Origin of the sequence: Croceicoccus hydrothermalis (assembly GCF_022378335.1) — a bacterium.
Classification (GTDB): Bacteria; Pseudomonadota; Alphaproteobacteria; order Sphingomonadales; family Sphingomonadaceae; genus Croceicoccus; species Croceicoccus hydrothermalis.
In genome coordinates this window covers 1-20,981 of record NZ_JAIQCI010000032.1, presented here as the reverse complement: position 1 = coordinate 20,981, position 20,981 = coordinate 1, and the positions used below count along the sequence as shown (strand labels likewise).

At 64.8% G+C, this 20,981-nt stretch carries 17 protein-coding genes; 10 read left to right on the top strand and 7 right to left on the bottom strand.

Annotated features, from left to right (window positions below):
• The first annotated feature begins 81 nt into the window (after positions 1 to 81).
• Genes K4G67_RS14690 through K4G67_RS14675 form a run of 4 tightly spaced genes read left to right on the top strand, consistent with a single transcriptional unit; the run spans position 82 to position 3,587 of the window.
• Positions 82 to 1,161 carry a phosphotransferase family protein gene (locus K4G67_RS14690; protein ID WP_239807112.1) on the top strand — a complete coding sequence of 360 codons (1,080 nt, stop codon included), beginning with the start codon at positions 82 to 84 and terminating at the stop codon, positions 1,159 to 1,161.
• A gap of 33 nt (positions 1,162 to 1,194) precedes the next feature.
• The gene (locus K4G67_RS14685) at positions 1,195 to 1,959 is read left to right on the top strand and encodes an SDR family NAD(P)-dependent oxidoreductase (RefSeq protein WP_239807076.1); all 765 of its coding nucleotides are present in this window, start codon (positions 1,195 to 1,197) and stop codon (positions 1,957 to 1,959) included.
• Positions 1,956 to 2,771: an SDR family NAD(P)-dependent oxidoreductase gene (locus tag K4G67_RS14680; RefSeq protein ID WP_239807075.1), complete on the top strand. Its 816-nt coding sequence runs from the start codon at positions 1,956 to 1,958 to the stop codon at positions 2,769 to 2,771. The genes K4G67_RS14685 and K4G67_RS14680 overlap by 4 nt, the downstream gene beginning before the upstream one ends.
• A 33-nt stretch (positions 2,772 to 2,804) precedes the next feature.
• Positions 2,805 to 3,587, top strand: coding sequence for a thioesterase family protein (locus K4G67_RS14675; RefSeq protein ID WP_239807074.1), 783 nt, complete (start codon positions 2,805 to 2,807; stop codon positions 3,585 to 3,587).
• Between the two features lie 25 nt (positions 3,588 to 3,612).
• Here the strand turns inward: K4G67_RS14675 and K4G67_RS14670 are convergent, their stop codons facing one another.
• Positions 3,613 to 5,361 carry a class I adenylate-forming enzyme family protein gene (locus K4G67_RS14670; protein WP_239807073.1) on the bottom strand — a complete coding sequence of 583 codons (1,749 nt, stop codon included), beginning with the start codon at positions 5,359 to 5,361 and terminating at the stop codon, positions 3,613 to 3,615.
• Between the two features lie 206 nt (positions 5,362 to 5,567).
• Here K4G67_RS14670 and K4G67_RS14665 point away from each other — a divergent pair, with 206 nt between their 5' ends.
• From K4G67_RS14665 to K4G67_RS14655, 3 genes are read left to right on the top strand one after another with little or no spacing between them, the layout of a single operon-like run.
• A complete protein-coding gene (locus K4G67_RS14665) occupies positions 5,568 to 7,619 on the top strand; it encodes a 3-hydroxyacyl-CoA dehydrogenase NAD-binding domain-containing protein (RefSeq protein WP_239807072.1) in 2,052 nt (683 codons plus the stop codon).
• Positions 7,612 to 8,799: an acyl-CoA dehydrogenase family protein gene (locus K4G67_RS14660; protein WP_239807071.1), complete on the top strand. Its 1,188-nt coding sequence runs from the start codon at positions 7,612 to 7,614 to the stop codon at positions 8,797 to 8,799. The genes K4G67_RS14665 and K4G67_RS14660 overlap by 8 nt, the downstream gene beginning before the upstream one ends.
• 3 nt (positions 8,800 to 8,802) lie before the next feature.
• Positions 8,803 to 9,939 carry an acyl-CoA dehydrogenase family protein gene (locus K4G67_RS14655; RefSeq protein ID WP_239807070.1) on the top strand — a complete coding sequence of 379 codons (1,137 nt, stop codon included), beginning with the start codon at positions 8,803 to 8,805 and terminating at the stop codon, positions 9,937 to 9,939.
• Positions 9,940 to 10,042: 103 nt separating this feature from the next.
• Here the strand turns inward: K4G67_RS14655 and K4G67_RS14650 are convergent, their stop codons facing one another.
• Genes K4G67_RS14650 through K4G67_RS14635 form a run of 4 tightly spaced genes read right to left on the bottom strand, consistent with a single transcriptional unit; the run spans position 10,043 to position 14,851 of the window.
• Positions 10,043 to 11,143 (bottom strand): acyl-CoA dehydrogenase family protein, encoded by a 1,101-nt coding sequence (locus K4G67_RS14650; RefSeq protein WP_239807069.1) that lies wholly within the window; start codon positions 11,141 to 11,143, stop codon positions 10,043 to 10,045.
• A gap of 3 nt (positions 11,144 to 11,146) precedes the next feature.
• Positions 11,147 to 12,343 (bottom strand): acyl-CoA dehydrogenase family protein, encoded by a 1,197-nt coding sequence (locus tag K4G67_RS14645; RefSeq protein WP_239807068.1) that lies wholly within the window; start codon positions 12,341 to 12,343, stop codon positions 11,147 to 11,149.
• A gap of 20 nt (positions 12,344 to 12,363) precedes the next feature.
• On the bottom strand, positions 12,364 to 13,566 hold the full coding sequence (locus K4G67_RS14640) for a thiolase family protein (protein WP_239807111.1): 1,203 nt from the start codon (positions 13,564 to 13,566) through the stop codon (positions 12,364 to 12,366).
• A 25-nt stretch (positions 13,567 to 13,591) separates the two neighbouring features.
• Positions 13,592 to 14,851, bottom strand: a complete 1,260-nt coding sequence (locus K4G67_RS14635) for an acyl-CoA dehydrogenase family protein (RefSeq protein WP_239807067.1) — start codon at positions 14,849 to 14,851, stop codon at positions 13,592 to 13,594.
• A gap of 151 nt (positions 14,852 to 15,002) precedes the next feature.
• Here K4G67_RS14635 and K4G67_RS14630 point away from each other — a divergent pair, with 151 nt between their 5' ends.
• Both K4G67_RS14630 and K4G67_RS14625 read left to right on the top strand, forming a co-directional pair.
• A complete protein-coding gene (locus K4G67_RS14630) occupies positions 15,003 to 16,085 on the top strand; it encodes a Zn-dependent alcohol dehydrogenase (protein WP_239807066.1) in 1,083 nt (360 codons plus the stop codon).
• 17 nt (positions 16,086 to 16,102) lie between these two features.
• Positions 16,103 to 17,506 (top strand): aldehyde dehydrogenase family protein, encoded by a 1,404-nt coding sequence (locus K4G67_RS14625; protein WP_239807065.1) that lies wholly within the window; start codon positions 16,103 to 16,105, stop codon positions 17,504 to 17,506.
• 18 nt (positions 17,507 to 17,524) lie between these two features.
• On the opposite strand, the gene K4G67_RS14620 is transcribed toward K4G67_RS14625, so the two are convergent.
• Together K4G67_RS14620 and K4G67_RS14615 are read right to left on the bottom strand one after the other, a co-directional pair.
• Entirely contained in the window at positions 17,525 to 18,613 is a 1,089-nt protein-coding gene (locus tag K4G67_RS14620; protein ID WP_239807064.1) for a glutathione S-transferase family protein, read from the bottom strand.
• The gene (locus K4G67_RS14615) at positions 18,610 to 19,503 is read right to left on the bottom strand and encodes an acyl-CoA thioesterase (protein ID WP_239807063.1); all 894 of its coding nucleotides are present in this window, start codon (positions 19,501 to 19,503) and stop codon (positions 18,610 to 18,612) included. Before K4G67_RS14615 ends, K4G67_RS14620 begins: the two co-directional genes overlap by 4 nt.
• A 351-nt stretch (positions 19,504 to 19,854) precedes the next feature.
• Here K4G67_RS14615 and K4G67_RS14610 point away from each other — a divergent pair, with 351 nt between their 5' ends.
• Entirely contained in the window at positions 19,855 to 20,931 is a 1,077-nt protein-coding gene (locus K4G67_RS14610) for a TonB-dependent receptor plug domain-containing protein (protein WP_239807062.1), read from the top strand.
• The last annotated feature ends 50 nt before the right edge of the window (positions 20,932 to 20,981 follow it).

Sequence of the window (20,981 nt, the reverse complement as noted above, 5' to 3'; positions counted from 1 at the left end):
CGGGTTGCGCCTCCCTCTGATTTGAACATAGAGTATCCTCAAACAAAATGACGCGGGATAAAGGATGGGACGGTTTTGACCATGACGGACGACGGGCCGAACACAGAAGCAAATGCGGACGCAGACGCGGCCCGCGGTGCCGAACTCGACCAGGCGCGGCTGCAAGACTGGTTGCAGGCGCATGTCGATGGATTTTCGCAGCTTTCGTCGATCACGAAATTCGCAGGGGGGCAATCGAACCCCACCTATCGCCTCGACACGCCCGAACGCCGCTACGTGCTGCGCCGCAAGCCGTTCGGCCCGCTCCTCCCCTCCGCCCATGCGGTGGAGCGGGAATACCGGTTGATCGGCGCGCTGTATCCAACCGAGGTGCCGGTCGCGAAACCCTATGCGCTGTGCGAGGACGATGACGTCATCGGTTCGGCGTTCTATGTCATGGACATGGTGGAGGGGCGCACGTTCTGGCGCGGCGATCTGCCCGATTGCACGCCAAAGGAACGAGGGCCGATCTATCGCAACATGATCGAGGCTCTCGCCAGCCTGCACAATGTCGATCCGGGCGCGGTGGGGCTGGACGATTACGGGGCGCCCGGCAATTACTTCGAACGGCAGGTGCGCCGCTGGACCCGGCAATATCGCGCGTCCCAGACCGAAGATATTGCGGAGGTCGAGCGGCTGATCGAATGGTTGCCGGCCACGCTCCCGCCGCAGCGGCGCACCGCCATCATCCACGGCGATTATCGCATCGACAACCTGATCTATGCGCCCGATAGCGCCGAAATCCGCGCCATGCTCGATTGGGAATTGTCGACACTGGGCGATCCGCTGGCCGATTTTGCCTATCTCGCCATGAACTGGGCGATGCCGCACGGGGATCGCGGGGCGCAGCTCGGCGGGCTGGATCTCGATGCGCTGGGTATTCCCTCGCTCGATACGGCGACGCGGATCTATTGCGAGCGGACGGGCATGACCGACGTGCCCGATCTCAACTGGTATTTCGCGTATAATCTGTTCCGCCTCGTCGGCATCGTGCAGGGTATCAAGAAGCGGATGATCGACGGCAACGCCTCCAGCGCCGAGGCCGAGCGGACCGTCGCCCGGCTCCTCCCGCTCGCGCAGCAGGCATGGCGTTTCGCGCAGGCTGCCGGCGCCCACGGCTGACGCCCTTTCCCATATTTGCCAGGAGTTTACCCCATGTCCCTTTTCGACCTCACCGGAAAGATCGCCGTCATCACCGGATCCTCACGCGGGATCGGTCGCGCCATTGCCGAGGAGATGGCCGCCCATGGCGCGAAGGTCGTCATCAGCAGCCGCAAGCAAAACGCGTGCGAGGATGTCGCCCGCGAAATCGACGACCGCCACGGCAAGGGCACCGCCCTTCCCATCGCGGCGAGCATCTCGTCCAAGGATGCACTGAAAGCGATGATGGACAAGGTGCGCAGCGATCGCGGCCCGGTCGACATCATGGTCTGCAACGCAGCGAGCAATCCCTATTACGGGTCGATGGACGGGATCGAGGATGATCAGTTCCGCAAGATCCTCGACAATAACGTGCTGTCGAACCACTGGCTGTGCCAGATGGCGCTCCCCGACATGCGCGCGAAGAAGGACGGGGCCATTGTCATCGTGTCGAGCATTGGCGGCCTTCGCGGGTCGGATACCATCGGCGCGTATAACGTATCGAAAGCCGCGGATTTCCAGCTCGTCCGCAATTACGCGGTGGAAAACGGCAAGCACAACATCCGGATCAACGCCATCGCGCCCGGCGTGGTGAAGACCGATTTCGCCCGCGCTTTGTGGGAGGATGAAAAGGTGCACGACGCCACCGCGGCCCGCACGCCGATGCGCCGGCTCGGCGAACCGCGCGATATTGCGGGCGCGGCAATCTACCTGTCGTCACAGGCGGGCGCGTGGATGACCGGGCAGATGATGGTCGTCGACGGCGGCATCACGATATGAGCGCACGTCTCTCCGGCAAGGTCGCCATCGTCACCGGCGCCGCATCGGGCATCGGCAGTGCCAGCGCGATCCTGTTCGCGCGCGCGGGCGCATCCGTCGTCGCCTTCGACCGGGCCGGGGATGTCGCCGCGACCGCCGACACGATCCGCAGCGATGGCGGACGCGCCGTGGCCGTAACGGGCGACGCGGCGTCGGAGGACGACATCGGTGCCGCCATCGCGCGGGCAAAGGACGATTTCGGCGGGCTGGACATATTCTTCGCCAATGCGGGGATTACCGGGGGGCCGCGCGGCGGGTTCTTCGATGCCAGTGCCGAAGACTGGATGGAGGTGCTGCGCGTCAATGTGATCGGGCCGTTTTTGGCGGTGAAGCTTGGCGGTCCGGTAATTGCGGAGCGTGGCGGCGGGGCAATCGTGTGCACCGCCAGCGTCGCCGGCCTGCGATCGGGTGCGGGACCGGCACAATATTCGGCATCGAAGGCGGGCGTCATCAATCTGGTGCAGACCGCGGCGCAGCAGCTCGCTGGGACGGGGGTGCGGATCAATGCGATCTGTCCCGGCCTCATCGAAACGGGCATGACGCGCGATGCATATGCAAAGGCGCGCGCGGCGGGCAAGGCAGACCGGATCGGCCAGCTCAACCCCTTGCTGCGCGGCGGCGAGCCGGAGGAAATCGCGCACACTGCACTTTTCCTCGCCTCCGACGAGGCAAGCTATATCCACGGGCAGGCGATTGCGGTTGACGGCGGGCTGTCCACCTCGCATCCCACCGCGCGGCGACCGGGCGGAAACAGGGATGCGGCCGCCTGGTAACCGGCCTGTGGTGCGAAGGAAAGTGACGCGACGATGCAAACCCAGAACGTGGCCCGATTGCTCGATAATGCCGTCGAAGATGCAGGCTCGCTGGCGATGGCGGTGCCCGATGGCTGGCTACAGGGGCGCACGGCCTATGGCGGGTTGAGCACGGCGGCGGCCTATTGGGCGGCCCGGTCCGCCGCGCCCGACCTGCCCCCGTTGCGAAGCGCGCAGATCGCCTTTGCCGGGCCGATCTCCGAAAGCTTGCGCGCGAAGGCCACGATGCTGCGGCGCGGCCGGTCGAGCGCGTTCGTCACCGCGGATCTGCACAGCGGCGATAAGGCCGCGTGGCATGGCACGTTCCTGTTCACCGCGACGCGCGATTCGTCGGTTTCCCTGAAGGCCGCATCCGCGCCGACCGTGCTCCCATGCGAAGAAGCGCCAGAGATGAAGCGGCGACACGCGCCGGCCTTCACGCAGCATTTCGACTATGCCTACTCCTCGCCCGACAGGGACCGGACGGAGCCGATGCTGCGCCGATGGGTGCGGCTGCGGGATCGCGACGGGCTCGATCCGTTCGCCGAATTGCTTCTAGTGGGCGATGCCTTGCCGCCGGCCGCCGTGACGTTGATGACGAAGCCGGGGCCGGTTTCCTCCGCGCTGTGGACCATCGATCTCCTTGTGGCGGAGCCGCGCACGCGGGATGGCTGGTGGCTGCTCGAAACCCGTGCTCAGCAGGCACACGGGGGCATCTCCGCGCAATCCATGGCGATCTGGAACGCGGATGGCGAGGCGATCGCCCTCGGCTCCCAGACGGTCAGCATCTTCGCCTGAGCCCCGCGCTCCGGCATGCCGGCGTTCAGGCAAACAGCCGTTTCAGTTCCGCCTTCAAGATTTTGCCATTGGCGTTGCGCGGCAGCGGTTCGCTCCGGAACAGCACGCGCACCGGCACCTTGAACCCGGCGAGCCGTTCGCGCACCCATTGCTGCAACTCCGCCTCGCTTGCGGTGCGGCCGGGCGCGCAATGCACGACGGCGGCCGGCTCTTCGCCCAGCACCTTGTCCGGAATGCCGACCAGCGCGGCATCGGTAACGGCGGGATGTTCGTAGAGGACGTTTTCCACCTCCGAGGAATAGATGTTCTCGCCCCCGCGGATGACGATGTCCTTCGCCCGGTCGACGATGGTCAGAAAGCCTTCCTCGTCCAGCCGGGCGATGTCGCCGGTGCGGACCCAGCCATCGACGAAAGTCTGCGCCGTGTCCTCCGGCCGGTTCCAGTATCCCTTCACCACCTGCGGCCCCCGCACCCACAATTCGCCGACCGCGCCCGCCTCCAAGGGCGTCGCCGTGTCCGCATCCATGACCTTAAGGTCGGTGACGGGCATCGGAGGGCCGCAGCTTTCGGGCCGGTTCACGTAATCCTCCGCCCCGTGAAAGGTCACGGTCGCCGACGTCTCGGTCATGCCATATCCATTGCCGGGCAGCGATTTCAGATCGCCGCCAATGCGCCGCACCAGTTCCGGCGCGGAGGGCGCCCCGCCATAGGATATGAATTCGAGCGAGGAGAGATCGTATCTGTCCCTGTCAGGATGCTCGATAAGCTGCCAAGCGATGGCGGGAACGCCGCCGGTCGTGTTGACCTTCTCCCGCTCGATCAGCGCGAGCGCCTTGCCCGCGTCCCACTTGCGCATCATCACGAGCCGATTGCCCGCCATCAGCGTCCCCATGAGCGAGGAATTGCACGCCGTGACGTGAAACAGCGGGATGACGAGCAACCCCGTGCGCGCGGGCTTTTCCGCCGGAACCTCGCCCCGGCGCAGCGCCGAACGCTGCGACGCGAACGCGCCGGTCAATGTGCAGGTCAATATGTTGCGATGCGTGCCGAGCGCCCCCTTGGGCTTTCCCGTCGTGCCGCTGGTATAAAAAATCGTCGCGCCATCGTCGGGATCGGCATTTTCGTCCGGAAGATCGCGTTCGGGCAGGTCGCCATAGCCGGAGGCCGGCCCGATCCGCGATTCCAGCGGCGTCGCACCATCGGTCAGGGCGCGGCCCTGCGCGCGCGCCACCCACACCTGCCGCAATGCCGAAAGCTGGCCACGAAACGGCGCAATATCGCACGACCGCCGATAGTCGCAGATAAGCAGCTTCGCCCCCGAATCGGCAAGCCCATAGGCAAGCTCACCCCCCGTCCACCATGCATTCAGCGGGACGGCAATGGCCCCGATCGCCGTTGCGGCAAAGAACGCGACCGGCCATTCGGGCAGGTTGCGCATGGCGATGGCCACGCGGTCGCCCTTGCCCACACCCGCCCCTCGCAACGCGAGCGCGAGGGCGCACACGGCGCGGAACCACCCGTCATAGGTGACACGGTCGTCTTCGTAGATGATGAATTCACGCGTCCCGAACATATCGCGCGCCCGCCGGGCCAGCGCGGCGAGCGTGCGCGGCTGATTCTTCCACGTGCGCAGCGTCCTGCCGCCTATCTCCACCTCCTCCATTTCGAAAAGAGCGCCCGGCGCGGTCAGCGCCGCGGTCGCCTCCGCAATGGTCATGACGGGCCAGCCTGCCGCGCCACCCGTCGCTTCGATCCGTGCCGATTGCGCATCCATGTCCCGATCCTTCTTGCAGGATTTCATAGTTCGGGTTTGCTGTTTTATCCCGAACTTCGTTGCACAGGCTATGGCCGCATCCGCGTTGTTTCAAGTCCATTCTGCAATCGACACTTGATTTGCGGACGCAGGTGTTAGAATAACAGGTATGCGCCGCAGCAGCCACGCGCCAACGATAGATCCATATGCATTCCCAAGGAGAGCCCATGTCCGCTGTATCCACCCGTACCGACGGCAATGTCCTCATCGTCACGACCGATAATCCGCCGGTCAACGCACTGGGCGCCGCGGTCCGCCAGGGCCTGTCCGCCGCCATGGAACAGGCGCGCAATGACGACGCGGTCGAGGCGGTCGTCATCCGGTGCGACGGGCGTACGTTCCATGCGGGCGCAGACATCACCGAATTCGGCAAGCCGCCTGTCGAACCCGGCCTGCCGACCGTCGTCGACACGATCGAGAGCTGCACGAAACCGGTCGTGGCGGCGATCCATGGCACCGCGCTCGGCGGGGGGCTGGAGGTGGCGCTGGGCTGCCATTACCGGATCGCGGCGAAATCGGCGAAGCTGGGCCTGCCGGAGGTGAAGCTCGGCCTGCTGCCCGGTGCCGGCGGGACGCAGCGTCTGCCCCGCGTGGTCGGGGTGGAGGCCGCGCTCGACATGATCGTGACGGGCAATCCGGTTTCCGCCACGAAAGCCGAAACGCTCGGCCTTGTCGACAGGCTGACCGAGGCGGACGCGCTGGAGGCGGACGCCATCGCCTTTGCCCGCGACATCGCCGGGCGCGACAGCCACCCGGTATCCAGCCGCCGCGACGACCGCATCCATGCCGCACCCGACGACGTGTTCGCAAAGTTCCGCCAGAAGAATGCCCGCAAGCTCAAAGGCTTCGACGCGCCCGAAGCGTGCATCCAGACGATCGAGGCCGCGGTCGCGAAGCCATACGAGGAAGGCGTCAAGGTCGAGCGTGAATTGTTCATGGCCCTGATGAACGGCACGCAATCGGCGGCGCTTCGTCATGTGTTCTTCGCCGAACGCGCGGCGCAGAAGATCGACGATCTGCCCAGGGATACCGAGATCCTGCCGATCCGGAAGGTCGGCATCATCGGCGCGGGCACCATGGGCGGCGGCATCGCGATGAATTTCCTGTCCGCGGACATCCCCGTCACCATCGTCGAGATGAAGCAGGAGGCGCTCGACCGCGGGACCGGCATCATCCGCAAAAATTACGAGAACACGGCGAAGAAGGGCCGCATCACCGACGCGCAGGTCGAACAGGCGATGGGCCACCTGACCCCCTCGCTCAGCTATGACGATCTGGCCGATTGCGATCTCATCATCGAGGCGGTCTTCGAGCTGATGGAGATCAAGAAGGAGGTCTTCACCAAGCTCGATGCCATCGCGAAACCCGGTGCCATCCTGGCGAGCAACACCAGCTATCTCGACGTGAACGAGATCGCGGCATGCACCAGCCGCCCGGAATGGGTGATCGGCCTGCATTTCTTCTCGCCCGCGAACGTGATGAAACTGCTCGAAATCGTGCGGGGGGACAAGACCGCGGCAAACGTGCTCGCCACCTCGATGAAGCTGGCCAAGACCATCGGCAAGGTCGCGGTCATTTCGGGCGTGTGCCACGGCTTCATCGGAAATCGCATGCTATCCGCGCGGCAGGAACAGGCGAATGCCCTGCTTATGGAAGGGGCGCTGCCCGATCAGATCGACCGGGTGCTGCTCGATTTCGGGTTCCCGATGGGCCCGTTTCAGATGGGCGACCTTGCCGGGCTGGACCTGGGCTGGAAAAAGGAGACGTCGAGCAGTTCGACCGTGCGCGAAGTGCTGTGCGAACGGGGTCGCTGGGGACAGAAGACCGGCAAGGGCTTCTACGATTACGACGACAAGCGCCAGCGCACCCCTTCGGAGGAGGTCAACGCAATCGTCCGCGATTTCGCCCGCAAATCGGGCAAGGAACAGCGCGAGATTTCGGATGATGAAATCCGCGAGCGCCTGCTCTACCCCATGGTGAACGAAGGTGCGCTCATCCTCGAGGAAGGCATCGCGCAGCGCGCCTCCGACATCGATATGGTGTGGCTCTATGGCTATGGCTGGCCGTCCTATACCGGCGGGCCGATGTTCTGGGCCGATACGATCGGGCTGGATACCGTGGTCGCCGGCCTTGAAAAACACGGGGCTCGCATGCCGGGCCTCAAGCTGTCCGCGATGATGAAGGACAAGGCCGAAAAGGGGGGGCGTTTCAATGGCTGAGGCCGCGCTCGACGAGTTCCGCCGTGAAACGCGCGAATGGCTGATGGCGAATTGCCCGCCGGAAATGCGCACGCCGCCAAAAAGCGCGGACGATGTCGCATGGGGCGGGCGCCGGTTCGAACCCTCCTCTCAGGCGCAGGCGGACTGGTTGCGCATCATGGGCGAGCGCGGGTGGACCGTGCCCGACTGGCCGACCGAATATGGCGGCGGCGGCCTTGCGCCTGCTGAGGCCAAGGTGCTGAAACAGGAGATGGCCGCGCTCGGTTGCCGCACCCCGCTCTACAGCTTCGGGATTTCGATGCTTGGCCCCGCCCTGCTGAAATACGGAACCGAAGCGCAGAAGAAGGAGCATCTGCCGAAAATCGCGCGCGGGGAAATCCGCTGGTGCCAGGGGTATAGCGAGCCGAACGCCGGCTCCGACCTCGCCAGCCTCGCCACGCGGGCGGAGGACAAGGGCGACCATTTCCTTGTCAACGGGCAGAAGGTGTGGACCAGCTACGCGGACAAGGCAGACATGATCTTCTGCCTCGTGCGGACAGACAATTCGTCGAAACAGGGGGGCATTTCCTTCCTCCTGTTCGACATGGAATCGCCGGGCGTCTCGACGAAGCCGATCCTGCTGATCTCCGGCAATTCGCCGTTTTGCGAAACATTCTTTGACGATGTGAAAGTGCCGAAGGAGAACGTCGTCGGCGCGATCAACAAGGGCTGGGACGTGGCGAAATATCTGCTCGGCCACGAACGGGAAATGATCTCCGGCATGGGGCTTCCGGCGAGCGAACAATCGCTGCCCGAACGGGCGCTCGCCCATCTCGGCGCGGAGGCGGACGGGCGGCTCGACGATCCGATGCTGCGCGCGCGGATCGCAGCATTCGAGGTCCGCGCCGCCGCGTTTCAGGCCATGTCGGAACGGTTCATGGACATGCTGAAGGCCGGCAAGGCGGATCCGGCGCAACCGTCGATGATGAAATATTTTGGCACCGAGCTGAACAAGGACCGTCACGAGCTGATGATGGCGGCGGGCGGCACGGACGCACTCGAATGGGACAGCGCGCGCAGCAATGGCGGCGCGGGCGCGCGAAACTGGCTGCGCACGAAGGCCAATTCGATCGAGGGGGGCACCTCCGAGATTCAGCTGAATATCATTGCCAAGCGCATCTTGAACCTGCCGGGAGCCTGACCCATGCCGATGTACTGGAACGAAGATCAGGACATGCTCGCCGATAGCGCGCGCCCCTTCATCGCCGAGACGGCACCGGTATCGCACATGCGGGCCTTGCGCGATGCAGGCGATCCCCAAGGATTTTCACCCGATGTCTGGCGGAAATTCGCCGAAATGGGCTTTACCGGCATATTGGCGGGTGAGGTCGATGGCGGGCTGGGCCTCGGCCATGTCGAGGCGGGGATCGTGCTGGAGGAAATCGGCCGCAATCTTACGCCCTCGCCTTTTCTTTCGACCGCCGTCGGCGCGGTGACGGCGTTGAACGTGGCGGGCGACCATATCCGCCAACGCTGGATGCCGGGAATCGTCGCGGGCGAAAGCGTGGCGGCACTCGCCTTTGACGAAGGCGCGCGCCACCGCCCGCACCGCGTGGCCACGACCGCGACGAAGAGCGGCAATGGCTTTCGGCTCGACGGGGCCAAGCAATTCGTCGTGCATGGCCATGTCGCGGACCTGCTGCTCATCACGGCGCGAAGTTCGGGCGCGGACGGGGATCGGGACGGGATCACGCTGTTCGCCGTACCGCGCGATGCCGATGGCGTGACGGCGGATGCCGATCGGCTTGCCGATGCGAGCATCGCGGCGCGCGTCGCGCTCGACGGCGTCGAGGTCGATGGCGATGCGGTCGTGGGCGAGGTGGGGCGCGGGGCCGACGTGCTCGACCGCGTGCTGAATGCCGTGCGCACGGGCGCGGCGGCGGAGCTTGTCGGCGTGGCAAGCGGCGCCGCCGACATGACGACCGCCTATCTGCGCGAACGCAAGCAGTTCGGGCAGATCATCGGCAGTTTCCAGGCGCTCCAACACCGTGCCGCGCATCTGTATTGCGAGATGGAGGTGGCGCGCGCCGCCGTGCTTAAGGCGCAGCAGGCGCTCGACGAAAACGATCCGGAGGCGGAGCGCCATGTCCATGTCGCCAAGGCCATGGCCGGCAACAGCGCGGCGCTCGCGGTGCAGGAAGCGGTGCAGATGCATGGCGGCATCGGCATGACGGACGAATATGACGTCGGCTTCTACATGAAAAGGCAGCGCGTGCTGGCCGAAATGTTCGGCGATGCGGACTACCACGCCGACCGGCTCGCGCGGCTCTCGGGTTATTGACGCGATAGGCAGGTAAAATGGCCATGCTGCGGCGTCAGGAGCGCAGCATGGCCGATGAGGGATAATTGCGAAGGGGACGCAGTCGGCCCCCCTCGTCGTTATGTCAGGCCGCTTTCTGGCCCAGTGCGATGAAGCGTTCCAGATGCTCGTCCTCTCCGCCGAGCTCGCTGCCGATCATGATCATGCGTTTTGCATAGTGCGAGAGCGGCAGTTCCCATGTCATGCCGATCCCGCCATGCAGCTGCAGCGCCTCCTCCGCCGCGAGCACGCCGGTCTTGCCGACCGTGTATTTCGCGGCCGATGCGGCGCGGTCGCGCTTTACCGGCTCTTCGTTCAGCATGGCGGCGGCATTGATGGCGGCCGAACGCGCCTGCTCAATCTCCAGCGCGACGGTCGCCATGCGGTGCTGCAGCGCCTGAAACTTGCCGATGGGGATACCGAACTGCTTGCGCGTCTTCATGTAGTCAAGCGTGCTGGCGCGCAGCACGTCCATGACCGCGACTGCCTCCCACGACAGCGCGACCAGCCCTGCGGCAATGGCATCGTCGATGGCGTCCTGCGCCTGTCCCGCCTGGCCGATCAGGCGTGCGGGCGCGTCCTTCATGGTAAGCTCGCCCGCCGATCCGCCATCGACGAGGGGGTAGTCGGTGGCCGTCACGCCGTCGGCGCCCTTCTCGACGAGAAAGGTCGACGCACCGCCCTCGCCCTGCGCCGTGACCAGGATGACATCCGCCCCGGCGAGATAGGGCACGACCCCCTTCGCGCCGGACACGGTCCAGCCGTCGCCCGCGCGGGTCGCGCGCGCCGGATCGGCCATGACGCCATTGCCATCGATCGCGGGTTCGTGCGCGAAGGTCACGATCGTCTGGCCCGAAATCAGCGATTCGATCACATCGGTTTCGCCCGCGGCCTGCAATATGCGGCCCGCCATCAACGTGCCGAGAAACGGGCCCAATGCGATGGCCCGGCCGATTTCGCCGAATACCGCGCCGATGTCGAACGCATCGCCGCCGTAACCGCCGGCATCCTCGGTGAACAATGCACCGATCACGCCCAGCTCGGCGAGACCCGCCCACATGTCACGGGAAAACCCCTCCGCCGAGACGAGCGCCTTTTCGCGGGTCGAGAAATCGAAATTCGCCGACAGATATCGGCCGAGCGAATCGACCAGCATCTGCCGGTCCTGCCCAAGGGAAAAATCCATGGCTCAAAGCTCCAGAATAGATTTGCTGATGATCTCGCGCTGCACCTCGTTGGAGCCGCCGAAGATCGATAGCTTGCGATAGTTGAAATATTGCGCGGACACGGGTGCGGCAAAATCGGGACCGACCGGTTCGCCGTTGAAACCTTCCTCCAGCGCCTCGCCGATGAAGGGCTGCGCATAACGCCCGGCGGCGCGGCGCATGAGGTCGGAAATCTCCTGCCGGATCTCGGTCCCCCGGATTTTCAGCATGGAGCTTTCGGCCATCGGCGCCTTGCCCTGCCCCGCCTCGTAAAGGACGCGCAGGTTCGTCGTCTTCATGTTTTCAAGGTCGATTTCCAGCTTTGCCATGCGCGCGGCGAACATCGGGTTTTCGGCAAGCGGCTTGCCATTGCGGGTCTGGCACTGTGCCACCGCCTTCAACTGTTCGAAGGCGGCCATGCTCATGCCCACGCCCGCGATATTGGTGCGTTCGTAGGTCAGCAGATATTTCGCATAGGTCCAGCCCTTGTTCTCCTCGCCCACGAGATTTTCCGCCGGCACCTTCACATCGGTGAAGAACACCTCGTTCACCTCCGCATCCCCGTCGAGCAGGCGGATCGGGCGCACTTCGATCCCCGGCGTCGCCATGTCGATGAGGAGGAAGGAGATGCCCTCCTGCTTCTTGCCCGAATTGTCGGTCCGCACGAGGCAGAAGATATGGTCCGCAAACTGCCCCAGCGTGGTCCAGGTCTTCTGCCCGTTGACGATATAGTGATCGCCCTCGCGAACGGCCTGCGTCTTGAGGCTGGCAAGGTCGGAACCGGCGCCCGGCTCGCTATAACCCTGGCACCACCAGTCGGTTCCGTCGAGAATGCGCGGCAACCAATGCTGCTTTTGCGCCTCGCTGCCATATTTGATGAGCACCGGGGCCAGCATCGACAGGCCGAAGGGCACGACGCGCGGCGAATGCGCCATCGCCGTTTCCACCTCGAAGATGAAACGCTGCGTCACGCTCCACCCCGTGCCGCCGTATTGTTCCGGCCAATGCGGCGCGAGCCAGCCGCGTTCGTTGAGGATGGCGTGCCATTCCTCCATGTCCTGCTTCGTCAGATGCTTGCCGGTGCGCACCTTGTCGGACAGCCGCGCGGGCAGTTTTTCCTTCAGGAATGCGCGAACCTCCTCGCGGAAGGCTTCGTCTTCGGGGGTAAAGTTCAGATCCATCGCGGATATCCCATTTGGCTTTAGATGATTTCGAAAAGTGCGGCGGCGCCCATGCCGCCCGCCACGCACATCGACACGACGACATGGCGCACGCCGCGCCGCCGCCCTTCGATGAGCGCATGGCCGACGAGCCTGCTCCCCGTCATGCCGAAGGGGTGACCGATGGCGATCGCGCCCCCGTCGACGTTGAGCCGTTCGGGATCGATGCCGAGCCTGTCCCGGCAATAGAGCGCCTGCGATGCGAAAGCCTCGTTGATCTCCCAAAGGCCGATGTCGTCCACCGACAGCCCGGCACGTTCGAGCAGGCGCGGAATGGCAAAGACCGGGCCGATGCCCATTTCCTCCGGCCCGCAACCCGCCGCCTGAAACCCGCGGAAGATGCCGAGTATCTCCTTGCCCTCGGCCTCGGCGGTGGCGCGGTCCATGACAATCTGCGCGCTGGCCCCGTCGGACAGCTGGCTTGCATTGCCGGCGGTGACGTGGCGCCCCTCCGCAATGGTCTCGCCGCCCTTCCACACGGGTTTGAGCGCCGCCAGCGCCTCGACCGTGGTATCGGCGCGGATTCCCTCGTCATGGGTCAGCGTGACATCCTCGTGCCCGGTGACGGTGCCGTCCTTTGCACGGATCACCTTCGTCGCCGTCATGGGCACGATTTCCTGCGCGAATCGCCCCGCCTGGACGGCGGCGGCGGCGCGTTGCTGGCTCGTGGCGGCGAAACGGTCCTGCGCCTCGCGGTCGATGCCATAACGTTCGGCGACGATCTCGGCCGTCTCGATCATCGCCATATAGGCGGCAGGCTCGGCATTGCGCACGGTTTGCGAACGCCATGACGGATCGACCAGCCCGGGCTTCATCGTGGAGGATATCGACTCGCCCCCGCCCGCCAGGATCACATCGGCATCGTTCGCTATGATCGAGCGCGCGGCCAACGCCACGGTGGTCAACCCGCTCCCGCATTTGCGGTCGAGCGTGAAGGCAGGCACGCTTTGCGGAAGGCCGGCGGTGAAAATGCTCATCCGCCCGATATTGTAGAATTGCGGCCCGTATTGATTGCCGGTGCCGTAGAACACGTCATCGAGGCGGGCGGGATCGATGCCCGCACGTTCGACCGCCGCTTTCATGACGTGCGCGGCCAGAATGTCCGGATTGGTATCGTTGAACGCACCGCGATGCGCGCGCCCGATCGGCGTGCGTGCGGTGGCGACGATGGCGGCTTCGCGAATCATGGCTCTTGCTCTCCCTTCGCGCTTAGGGCTGCGGTTTTTTCTTCATGTCGGCGTATTGGCCGAATTCGGCGCGGGCGATCGCGCGGGCGTGCACCTCGTCCGGCCCGTCGGCAAAGCGCAGCGTGCGGATGTTCGCCCACATGGCCGCGAGCGGGAAATCGCCGCTCACCCCTGCGCCGCCATGCGCCTGCACCGCGTCGTCGATGATCGACAGCGCCATCGACGGGGCCTGCACCTTGATCATTGCGATCTCGTTCCGGGCCGCCTTGTTGCCCGCCTTGTCCATCATGTCGGCAGCCTTGAGACAGAGCAGCCGGCTCATCTCGATATCGATGCGGGCGCGCGCGACGCGTTCCTCCCATACCGAATGTTCGGCGATGCGCTTGCCGAACGCGACCCGGTGGGTCAGCCTGCGGCACATCGCCTCCAGCGCGACCTCCGCCGCGCCGATCGTGCGCATGCAATGGTGGATGCGACCGGGGCCGAGCCGACCCTGCGCGATCTCGAACCCGCGTCCTTCGCCCAGCAGCATGTTGGACGCCGGCACCCGCACATCGTTAAGGACAACCTCGCCATGGCCGTGCGGCGCATGGTCGTAGCCATAGACCGACAGCATGCGTTCGATGGTCACACCCTTGGCACCCATCGGCATCAGGATCATCGACTGGCTGCCGTGACGCGACCCGTCGGGGTCGGACTTGCCAATGACGATGGCGAGATCACACCGCGGATCGCCCACGCCCGAGGACCACCACTTGCGCCCGTTGATGACATATTCGTCGCCATCGCGAATGATGGAGGCATGGATGTTCGTCGCATCCGACGACGCCACCTGCGGTTCGGTCATCAGGAAGGCGGAGCGGATCTCGCCATTCATCAGCGGGCCAAGCCAGCGGTCCTTCTGCTCCCGCGTGCCATAGCGCAGCAACACTTCCATGTTGCCCGTGTCGGGGGCGGAGCAGTTGAACACCTCCGACGACCAGGGCAGCCGCCCCATCTCTTCTGCACACAGCGCATATTCGAGATTGGTCAGCTGCTCCCCTTCGAAGGTGAAGCTGTCGTCGACATGGGCACGGCCCGCGCGCGGCGGCATGAACAGGTTCCACAGCCCGGCGGCGCGCGCCTTGGGCTTCAACTCCTCGATCACGGGGATCGTCTTCCACGGATCGCCTTCGTCATGCTGCGCACGATAGTCGGCATTGCGCGGGCGAATCTCGCTCTCGATGAAATCCCGCACCCGGTCGCGAAATTCGCGCTGCCGGTCACTCAGTTCAAAATCCAAGGCATTCCTCCCCGCCCTTTTTGCCTCCCCGCCCTTTTTGGTTGCGGCTTAACATACGCGTTTTTCGATAAATACAAAATCTCACGGATTTTGGCGCTTGGCAAGCGTTCCGGAATCTTTATTTTACGAATCAATGCAAAGGGAGAAGATCATGAAAGCAGCCGTCATGCGCGCCGTGGGCGCCCCGCTCGAAATCGAGGATGTCGCCATTGCCAAACCCGGCCCGCACGAGGTGCTCATCCGCACCCATGCGACGGGCGTGTGCCATTCGGACCTGCATTTCCTGAAAGGGCATTACCCGACGAAACTCCCCACCGTGCTCGGCCATGAAAGCGCCGGCGTGGTCGAACAGATCGGGTCCGAGGTGCGGACGGTAAAACCCGGCGACCATGTCGTGACCTGTCTCTCCGCCTTTTGCGGGCATTGCGAATATTGCGTGACCGGGCATCTTTCGCTGTGCGAGGAACCCGATGTCGTGCGCGGCAAGGGCGAGGAACCGCGCATCGCGAAAGGCGGGGAAAGCCTGGCGCAATTCTTCAACCTGTCGGCCTTTGCGGAACAGATGCTGATCCATGAAAACGCCTGCGTCGCGATCCGGCCCGACATGCCGCTCGACCGCGCCGCGCTCATCGGGTGTGCGGTGGTGACGGGCTATGGTTCGGTCGTGCACACGGCAAAGGTGCGGCCGGGCGAAACGGTGGCCGTCATCGGCTGCGGCGGGATCGGCCTTTCCACCATCAATGCCGCCGCGCTGGCGGGCGCGGGGCGCGTCATCGCGGTCGATCGCGTCGCCGCGAAGGAAAGCATGGCCCGCGCATTCGGCGCGACCGATTTCGTCGATGCGTCCGATGGCGACACGGTGAAAAGGATCCGCGACCTGACGAATGGCGGCGTGGACCACGCGCTGGAAGCCATCGGCCTGTCGGCAACGGCGGAGGATGCGTTCAGGATGCTGCGCCGCGCGGGCACGGCGACGATCATCGGCATGATCCCGGTGGGACAGAAGGTGACGCTCAACGGCTATGAATTCCTGCAGGAGAAGGTGATTCGCGGCTCCAACATGGGGTCGAACGTGTTCCCGGTCGATATTCCGCGGCTCGTCGATTTCTACATGCAGGGGAAGCTGAAGCTGGACGAGCTGATCTCCCGCCGGATCGGGCTTTCCGACATCGATTCCGCCTTCGAGGAGATGGAAACCGGCGCCATTGCGCGATCGGTCATCACGTTCGATTGACGACAGGGGGAACCGGAATGGACGATTTCAAACTCTATATCGGCGGAAAGTTCGTCGAGGGTGCGCGCAGCATCGACGTGATCAACCCCGCGACGGGGCAGGCATTCGCCCGGTGCCCGGTCGCGGACGAGGCGCAGCTCGACGAGGCGGTCGCGGCGGCGCGATCCGCCTTTCCTGCATGGTCCGCCCTGTCGCAGGACGACCGCGCCGCGATGCTGATGCGGATTGCCGATGCGATGCAGGAGCAGGCCGGCGAATTTTCCCGCCTGCTCACGAACGAGCAGGGCAAGCCGCTGGAACAGGCAGGGATGGAGATCATGGGCGCGGCGTTTACGCTAAAGGCGTTTGCCGGAATGCGGACGCAGCCGCGCATCCTCAAGGATGACGGCAAGGCCCGCATTTCCGAGATCCGCAGGCCGTTGGGCGTTGTGGCCGCGATCTGCCCGTGGAATTTCCCGGTGATGATGCTCGCGAACAAGATCGGGCCGGCGCTCGTTACGGGCAATACGGTGGTGCTGAAGCCTGCGCCGACGACGCCGCTCACCGCGCTCAAATTCGCGGAGGTTTGCGCCGGTGTGCTGCCGGCGGGCGTCGTGAATGTCATCTGCGACGACAATGATCTGGGCGCGGCGCTGACGGCGCATCCGGACGTGGACAAGATCGCCTTTACCGGCTCCACCGCCACGGGGCGCAAGGTGATGGAGGCCGCCGCCGCCTCGATCAAGCGGGTGACGCTGGAGCTGGGCGGGAACGATGCGGCGATCGTGCTCGACGATGCGGACCCGGTTGCCACCGCGCGCAAGGTGTTTCAGGGCGCGATGGCGAATGCGGGACAGGTGTGCATCGCGATCAAGCGCGCCTATGTCGCCGATGCGATCTACGATGCGTTCTGCGACGAGCTGGCCCGGCTTGCGAATGCGGCGGTGGTCGACGACGGCACGAAACAGGGCACACAGATGGGCCCGGTGCAGAACAAGGCGCAGTTCGAGAAGCTGAAACGACTGCTCGACGAAAGCCGCGACGAAGGCACGGTGATTGCCGGCGGCGCCGCGATCGAACGCGAGGGATATTTCATCCAGCCTACCGTCATCCGCGATGTCGGCGACGATGCCCGCATCGTGCAGGAGGAACAGTTTGGCCCGGTGCTCCCCGTGCTGCGCTATGCCGATATCGAGGACGTGCTCGCCAGGTCAAACGATACGCGTTTCGGGTTGGGCGGGTCGGTGTGGGGCGGCGATGTCGAACGTGCGGCCAGCATTGCCGAACGCGTGGAATCGGGCACGGTCTGGGTGAATCAGCATCTCGCGCTCAATCCCAAGGTGCCGTTCCGCGGCGCCAAGGAATCGGGCCTCGGCACCGAGCTTGGCGAGGAAGGGCTCAACGAATATACGCAGGCGAAGATCATCAACGTCGCGCTTTGACGCGAGTGTGGGGCAGGTTCAGCCGATCCGGCCCCACACCTCGATATTGCCGCGCCGTTCCACCCGCGCCGCGCGAGGTGTGTCGAGCAGCGGCAGCAGGCCATGCTCCGCGAACAGCGCCCGCACCGCATCGTCGGTGGCGCCTTCATCGGCAAGCCATTGCCACACCAGGAACTGATACGGCTGCAACCCGGCCTCGAACGGGACGCCGCGGAAACGGGTCGCAACGGCGGCAATCGTGCGGTGGTGCGGCCGATCCGCGACGGGCGCCCCTTCGGCAGGATCGTGCGCCGCGACATGGTCGGCGAGCGCGGCGGCCTTGTCGATCAGCTCGCCCACCATTTCCTGCGCAATCAGGTCGAGCAGCGGGAGCAGTGTGTCCGGCACCGCGTCATCCGCCGCGAAGCCCGCCGGATAATCGCCGAATTCCGCCATGTCCGGCCCCGGCGCATTCATGCGCTCGGTCCAGCGGAAGACGTTTGGCGCGGTATTCTGCATGATGGCGAGCGGCACCGGATCGCGCCCCAGATGCGCGAACATCGGACCCAGAAGCCCGTAATCGCCCTGCGACGCCTGCCCGCCAAGGAGATACGGATGCTGCGCAAAATGCCTGTCCAGACTGCGCAGCAGATCGGCAAGGCTTCGTTCGATTTCCGTGATCGTCGCCTCTGTCACGCCCAGCATCGGGAGGTAGGACTGCATGCGTGCCATCACCTGTGTATCACCGGCAAACGCATGGGTGAGAAAGCGACGCTGCGAACCGAGATAGCTCCACCTGTAATGCATCGCATGCCGCACCAGCGTCACCACGGCGTAGAGATCGACGAGATGCGCGACCGCCCTTTGCCGGGGACCGGGGGGCGAGGCCGAATGCCGGACCCCCGCCGATTCGAAATGGTCGATGATGTCGGCCGTATCCTGAATCACCTTGCCATCGGCGGTTTCAAGCACCGGGATGATGACGCGCCCGATTTTCGGCACGATGTCGTTGCGGAACCGCGCGTCGGCGGGGCTGCGCTCGACAAAGGGAATGCCGTTCTTGCGCAGATAGGAGCGCGCCTTGCCCGAATAGAGCGAGTGCGGCAGGCCGTAGAGGACATGGGTCATCGTGTGCTTTCCTCAGCCATTCGCGCATCGTTAGGCCCGCGCGGACGCATCAGGCTTTCCTGCATCACGGTGGCGATCATGCGCCCGGATGCGTCGAAGATATGCCCCTGGTTCAATCCGCGCGCATGGCCTGCCCACGGGCTGTCGGTGAGGAACACGAGCCAGTCGTTCATATCGGGCGTGTCATGGAACCAGATTGTGTGGTCGAGGCTCGCCAACTGGAACGCCCCGCTGCCCGCACGCACGCCATGCGGCAGCAATGCGGTACGCAGGAACATCAGATCCGATGCGTAGGCGAGCAGTGCGCGCTGCATGACCGGGGAATGATCGCCGCGCTTGCGCAGGCGCATCCACCATCCGCCGCGCGGTGCCGCGCGGACATTGCCGAACGTGGCGTCCGGGTCGAGCGGGACGAGTTCGATCGGCCTCTCCGTCAGGCGGGAGACCCAGCGTGCCGCATCGCCCGTATCCCCCGCGATCCAGGCGGAGAGGCGGCGCCGTGCCTGCTCGAGCCCGGCATGCGCGCGCGGCGGGGCGGCGTGCGCCGGGCCATGCTCGGCCGCGTGGAACGACACGATCGCGGTGAAGATCGCACCCGATGACTGCCGCGCCGTCACCTGCCGCGTGGCAAAGCTGCGCCCGGTGGACAGATTGCTCACCGCATAGGTGATGGGCTCGCCAAGATCCCCCGCACGCAGAAAATGCGCATGGACCGAATGGATCGCTCGCCCATCGCGGGTCGGCTGCCCGCCGTCCGACATCGCGGCGGCCAGCATCGCCTGCGCCACGATATGTCCGCCAAAGACGCGCGGGGCAAGGCTTTGCCCCGGTCGGCCGGTGACGACCCCGTCTTCGCCACGCGACACGCGCAATATCTCGATAAGATCCAAGTCGTCCGCCCCCAGATCGCACCGCCTACCCCTACCGGTCTAAAGCCAGGGTATGGCCGAAAGGTCCGTTTTCGATATGTCCATAATGTAACACCCATTATTCAAACACAAGCGGTGCTTGGTATTTTAGAAACGGATGCAGGGCCAAAACGGCCATACCCGATCTTTGATAAACCGGTTGGCAGCCGCGGCGAGTTGGAGTACGCTGATGGCACGAAATGATGTTCGCGGTATGGTGGAATACGCAAGATGGCGGCGGCTTGGCCCCGTCCCTCGCCAATCCCCTGTGACGCAGTCGTTTCGGCACAAGATCACGACCGGTCGAACCGGCGGACAATGGGAAGGACGATCATGAAGGCGAAGAAACGGATTCTGATTTCCGCGATGCTGGGCGTTTCGATCAGCACGATGATGACGGCAACGGCCATCGCACAGGATGCCGATCCCTCGGTCATTGATCCGGCCCCCGCGCCCGACCCCGCCGATACGACGTTCGAGCCGCAGACCACCATTGTCGTCACCGGCAGCTATATCCGCGGACAGGTCGAGGACGGCCCCCTTCCCGTCGACGTGTTCGGTGCGGAGGAGCTGGAGACGCGCGGCATCGACAGCCCGCTCGAATTCATCAAGACGCTGCCATCTGTCGGTCCGGTGCTGGGCGATACGAACCAGTATGCCGCCGGACAGTCGCAGGGCGTCGGCTCGATCAACCTGCGCAGCCTGGGGCCGGAACGCACGCTGGTCCTGTTCAACGGGCGCCGATTCGCGCCGCAACCGGGCGAAGGGCTGTCGGATACCAATCTCGTCCCGCTGTTCGCGCTTTCGCAGATCGAAATATTGAAGGATGGCGCGGCATCGACCTATGGCTCGGATGCGATCGCGGGCGTCGCGAACTTCGTGACGAAACGCAATTTCACGGGACTCGAACTCGACGCCGATTATCAGTTCATCGACGGATCGGACGGTAATTACCGGCTGAGCGCGCTGGCCGGGTTCGATTTCGGCGCCGCCAACATCATGATCGGCGCCGGGTGGCAGCACCGCAGCGAACTCGCCACCACCGAACGCGATTTCACGCAGGTGCCCTATGCCGTCAACCCGACGGGCTATTCCTTCCTGTCCAACCCGGCGACCTATATCCCGAAACTCGGCCCGATCGGCCAGGGCGTCGCGGGACAGAACCTGGGCCTTGGCGTCGATGGGCAATTGCTGAATGCGTGCTCCGCGCTCGGCGGGATCGAGGGGGGGTTCCCCACCGGCACCGCCGTGCTTCCGGTGTGCCGTTACAATTACGTCCCCTTCGCCAATCTGGTGGAGGAGGAAAACCGGTACCAGGTCTATGCCCAGATGGACGTGGATCTGTCGGACGATCTCGCCTTCTTCGCGTCGGCGCTATGTATCCATCCGGTGAGGACCGCGGCGCGATAGCTACACGCCCTATTTTGTGATGATGCGCTTTGCGGCGGCGTTGCGTTTGG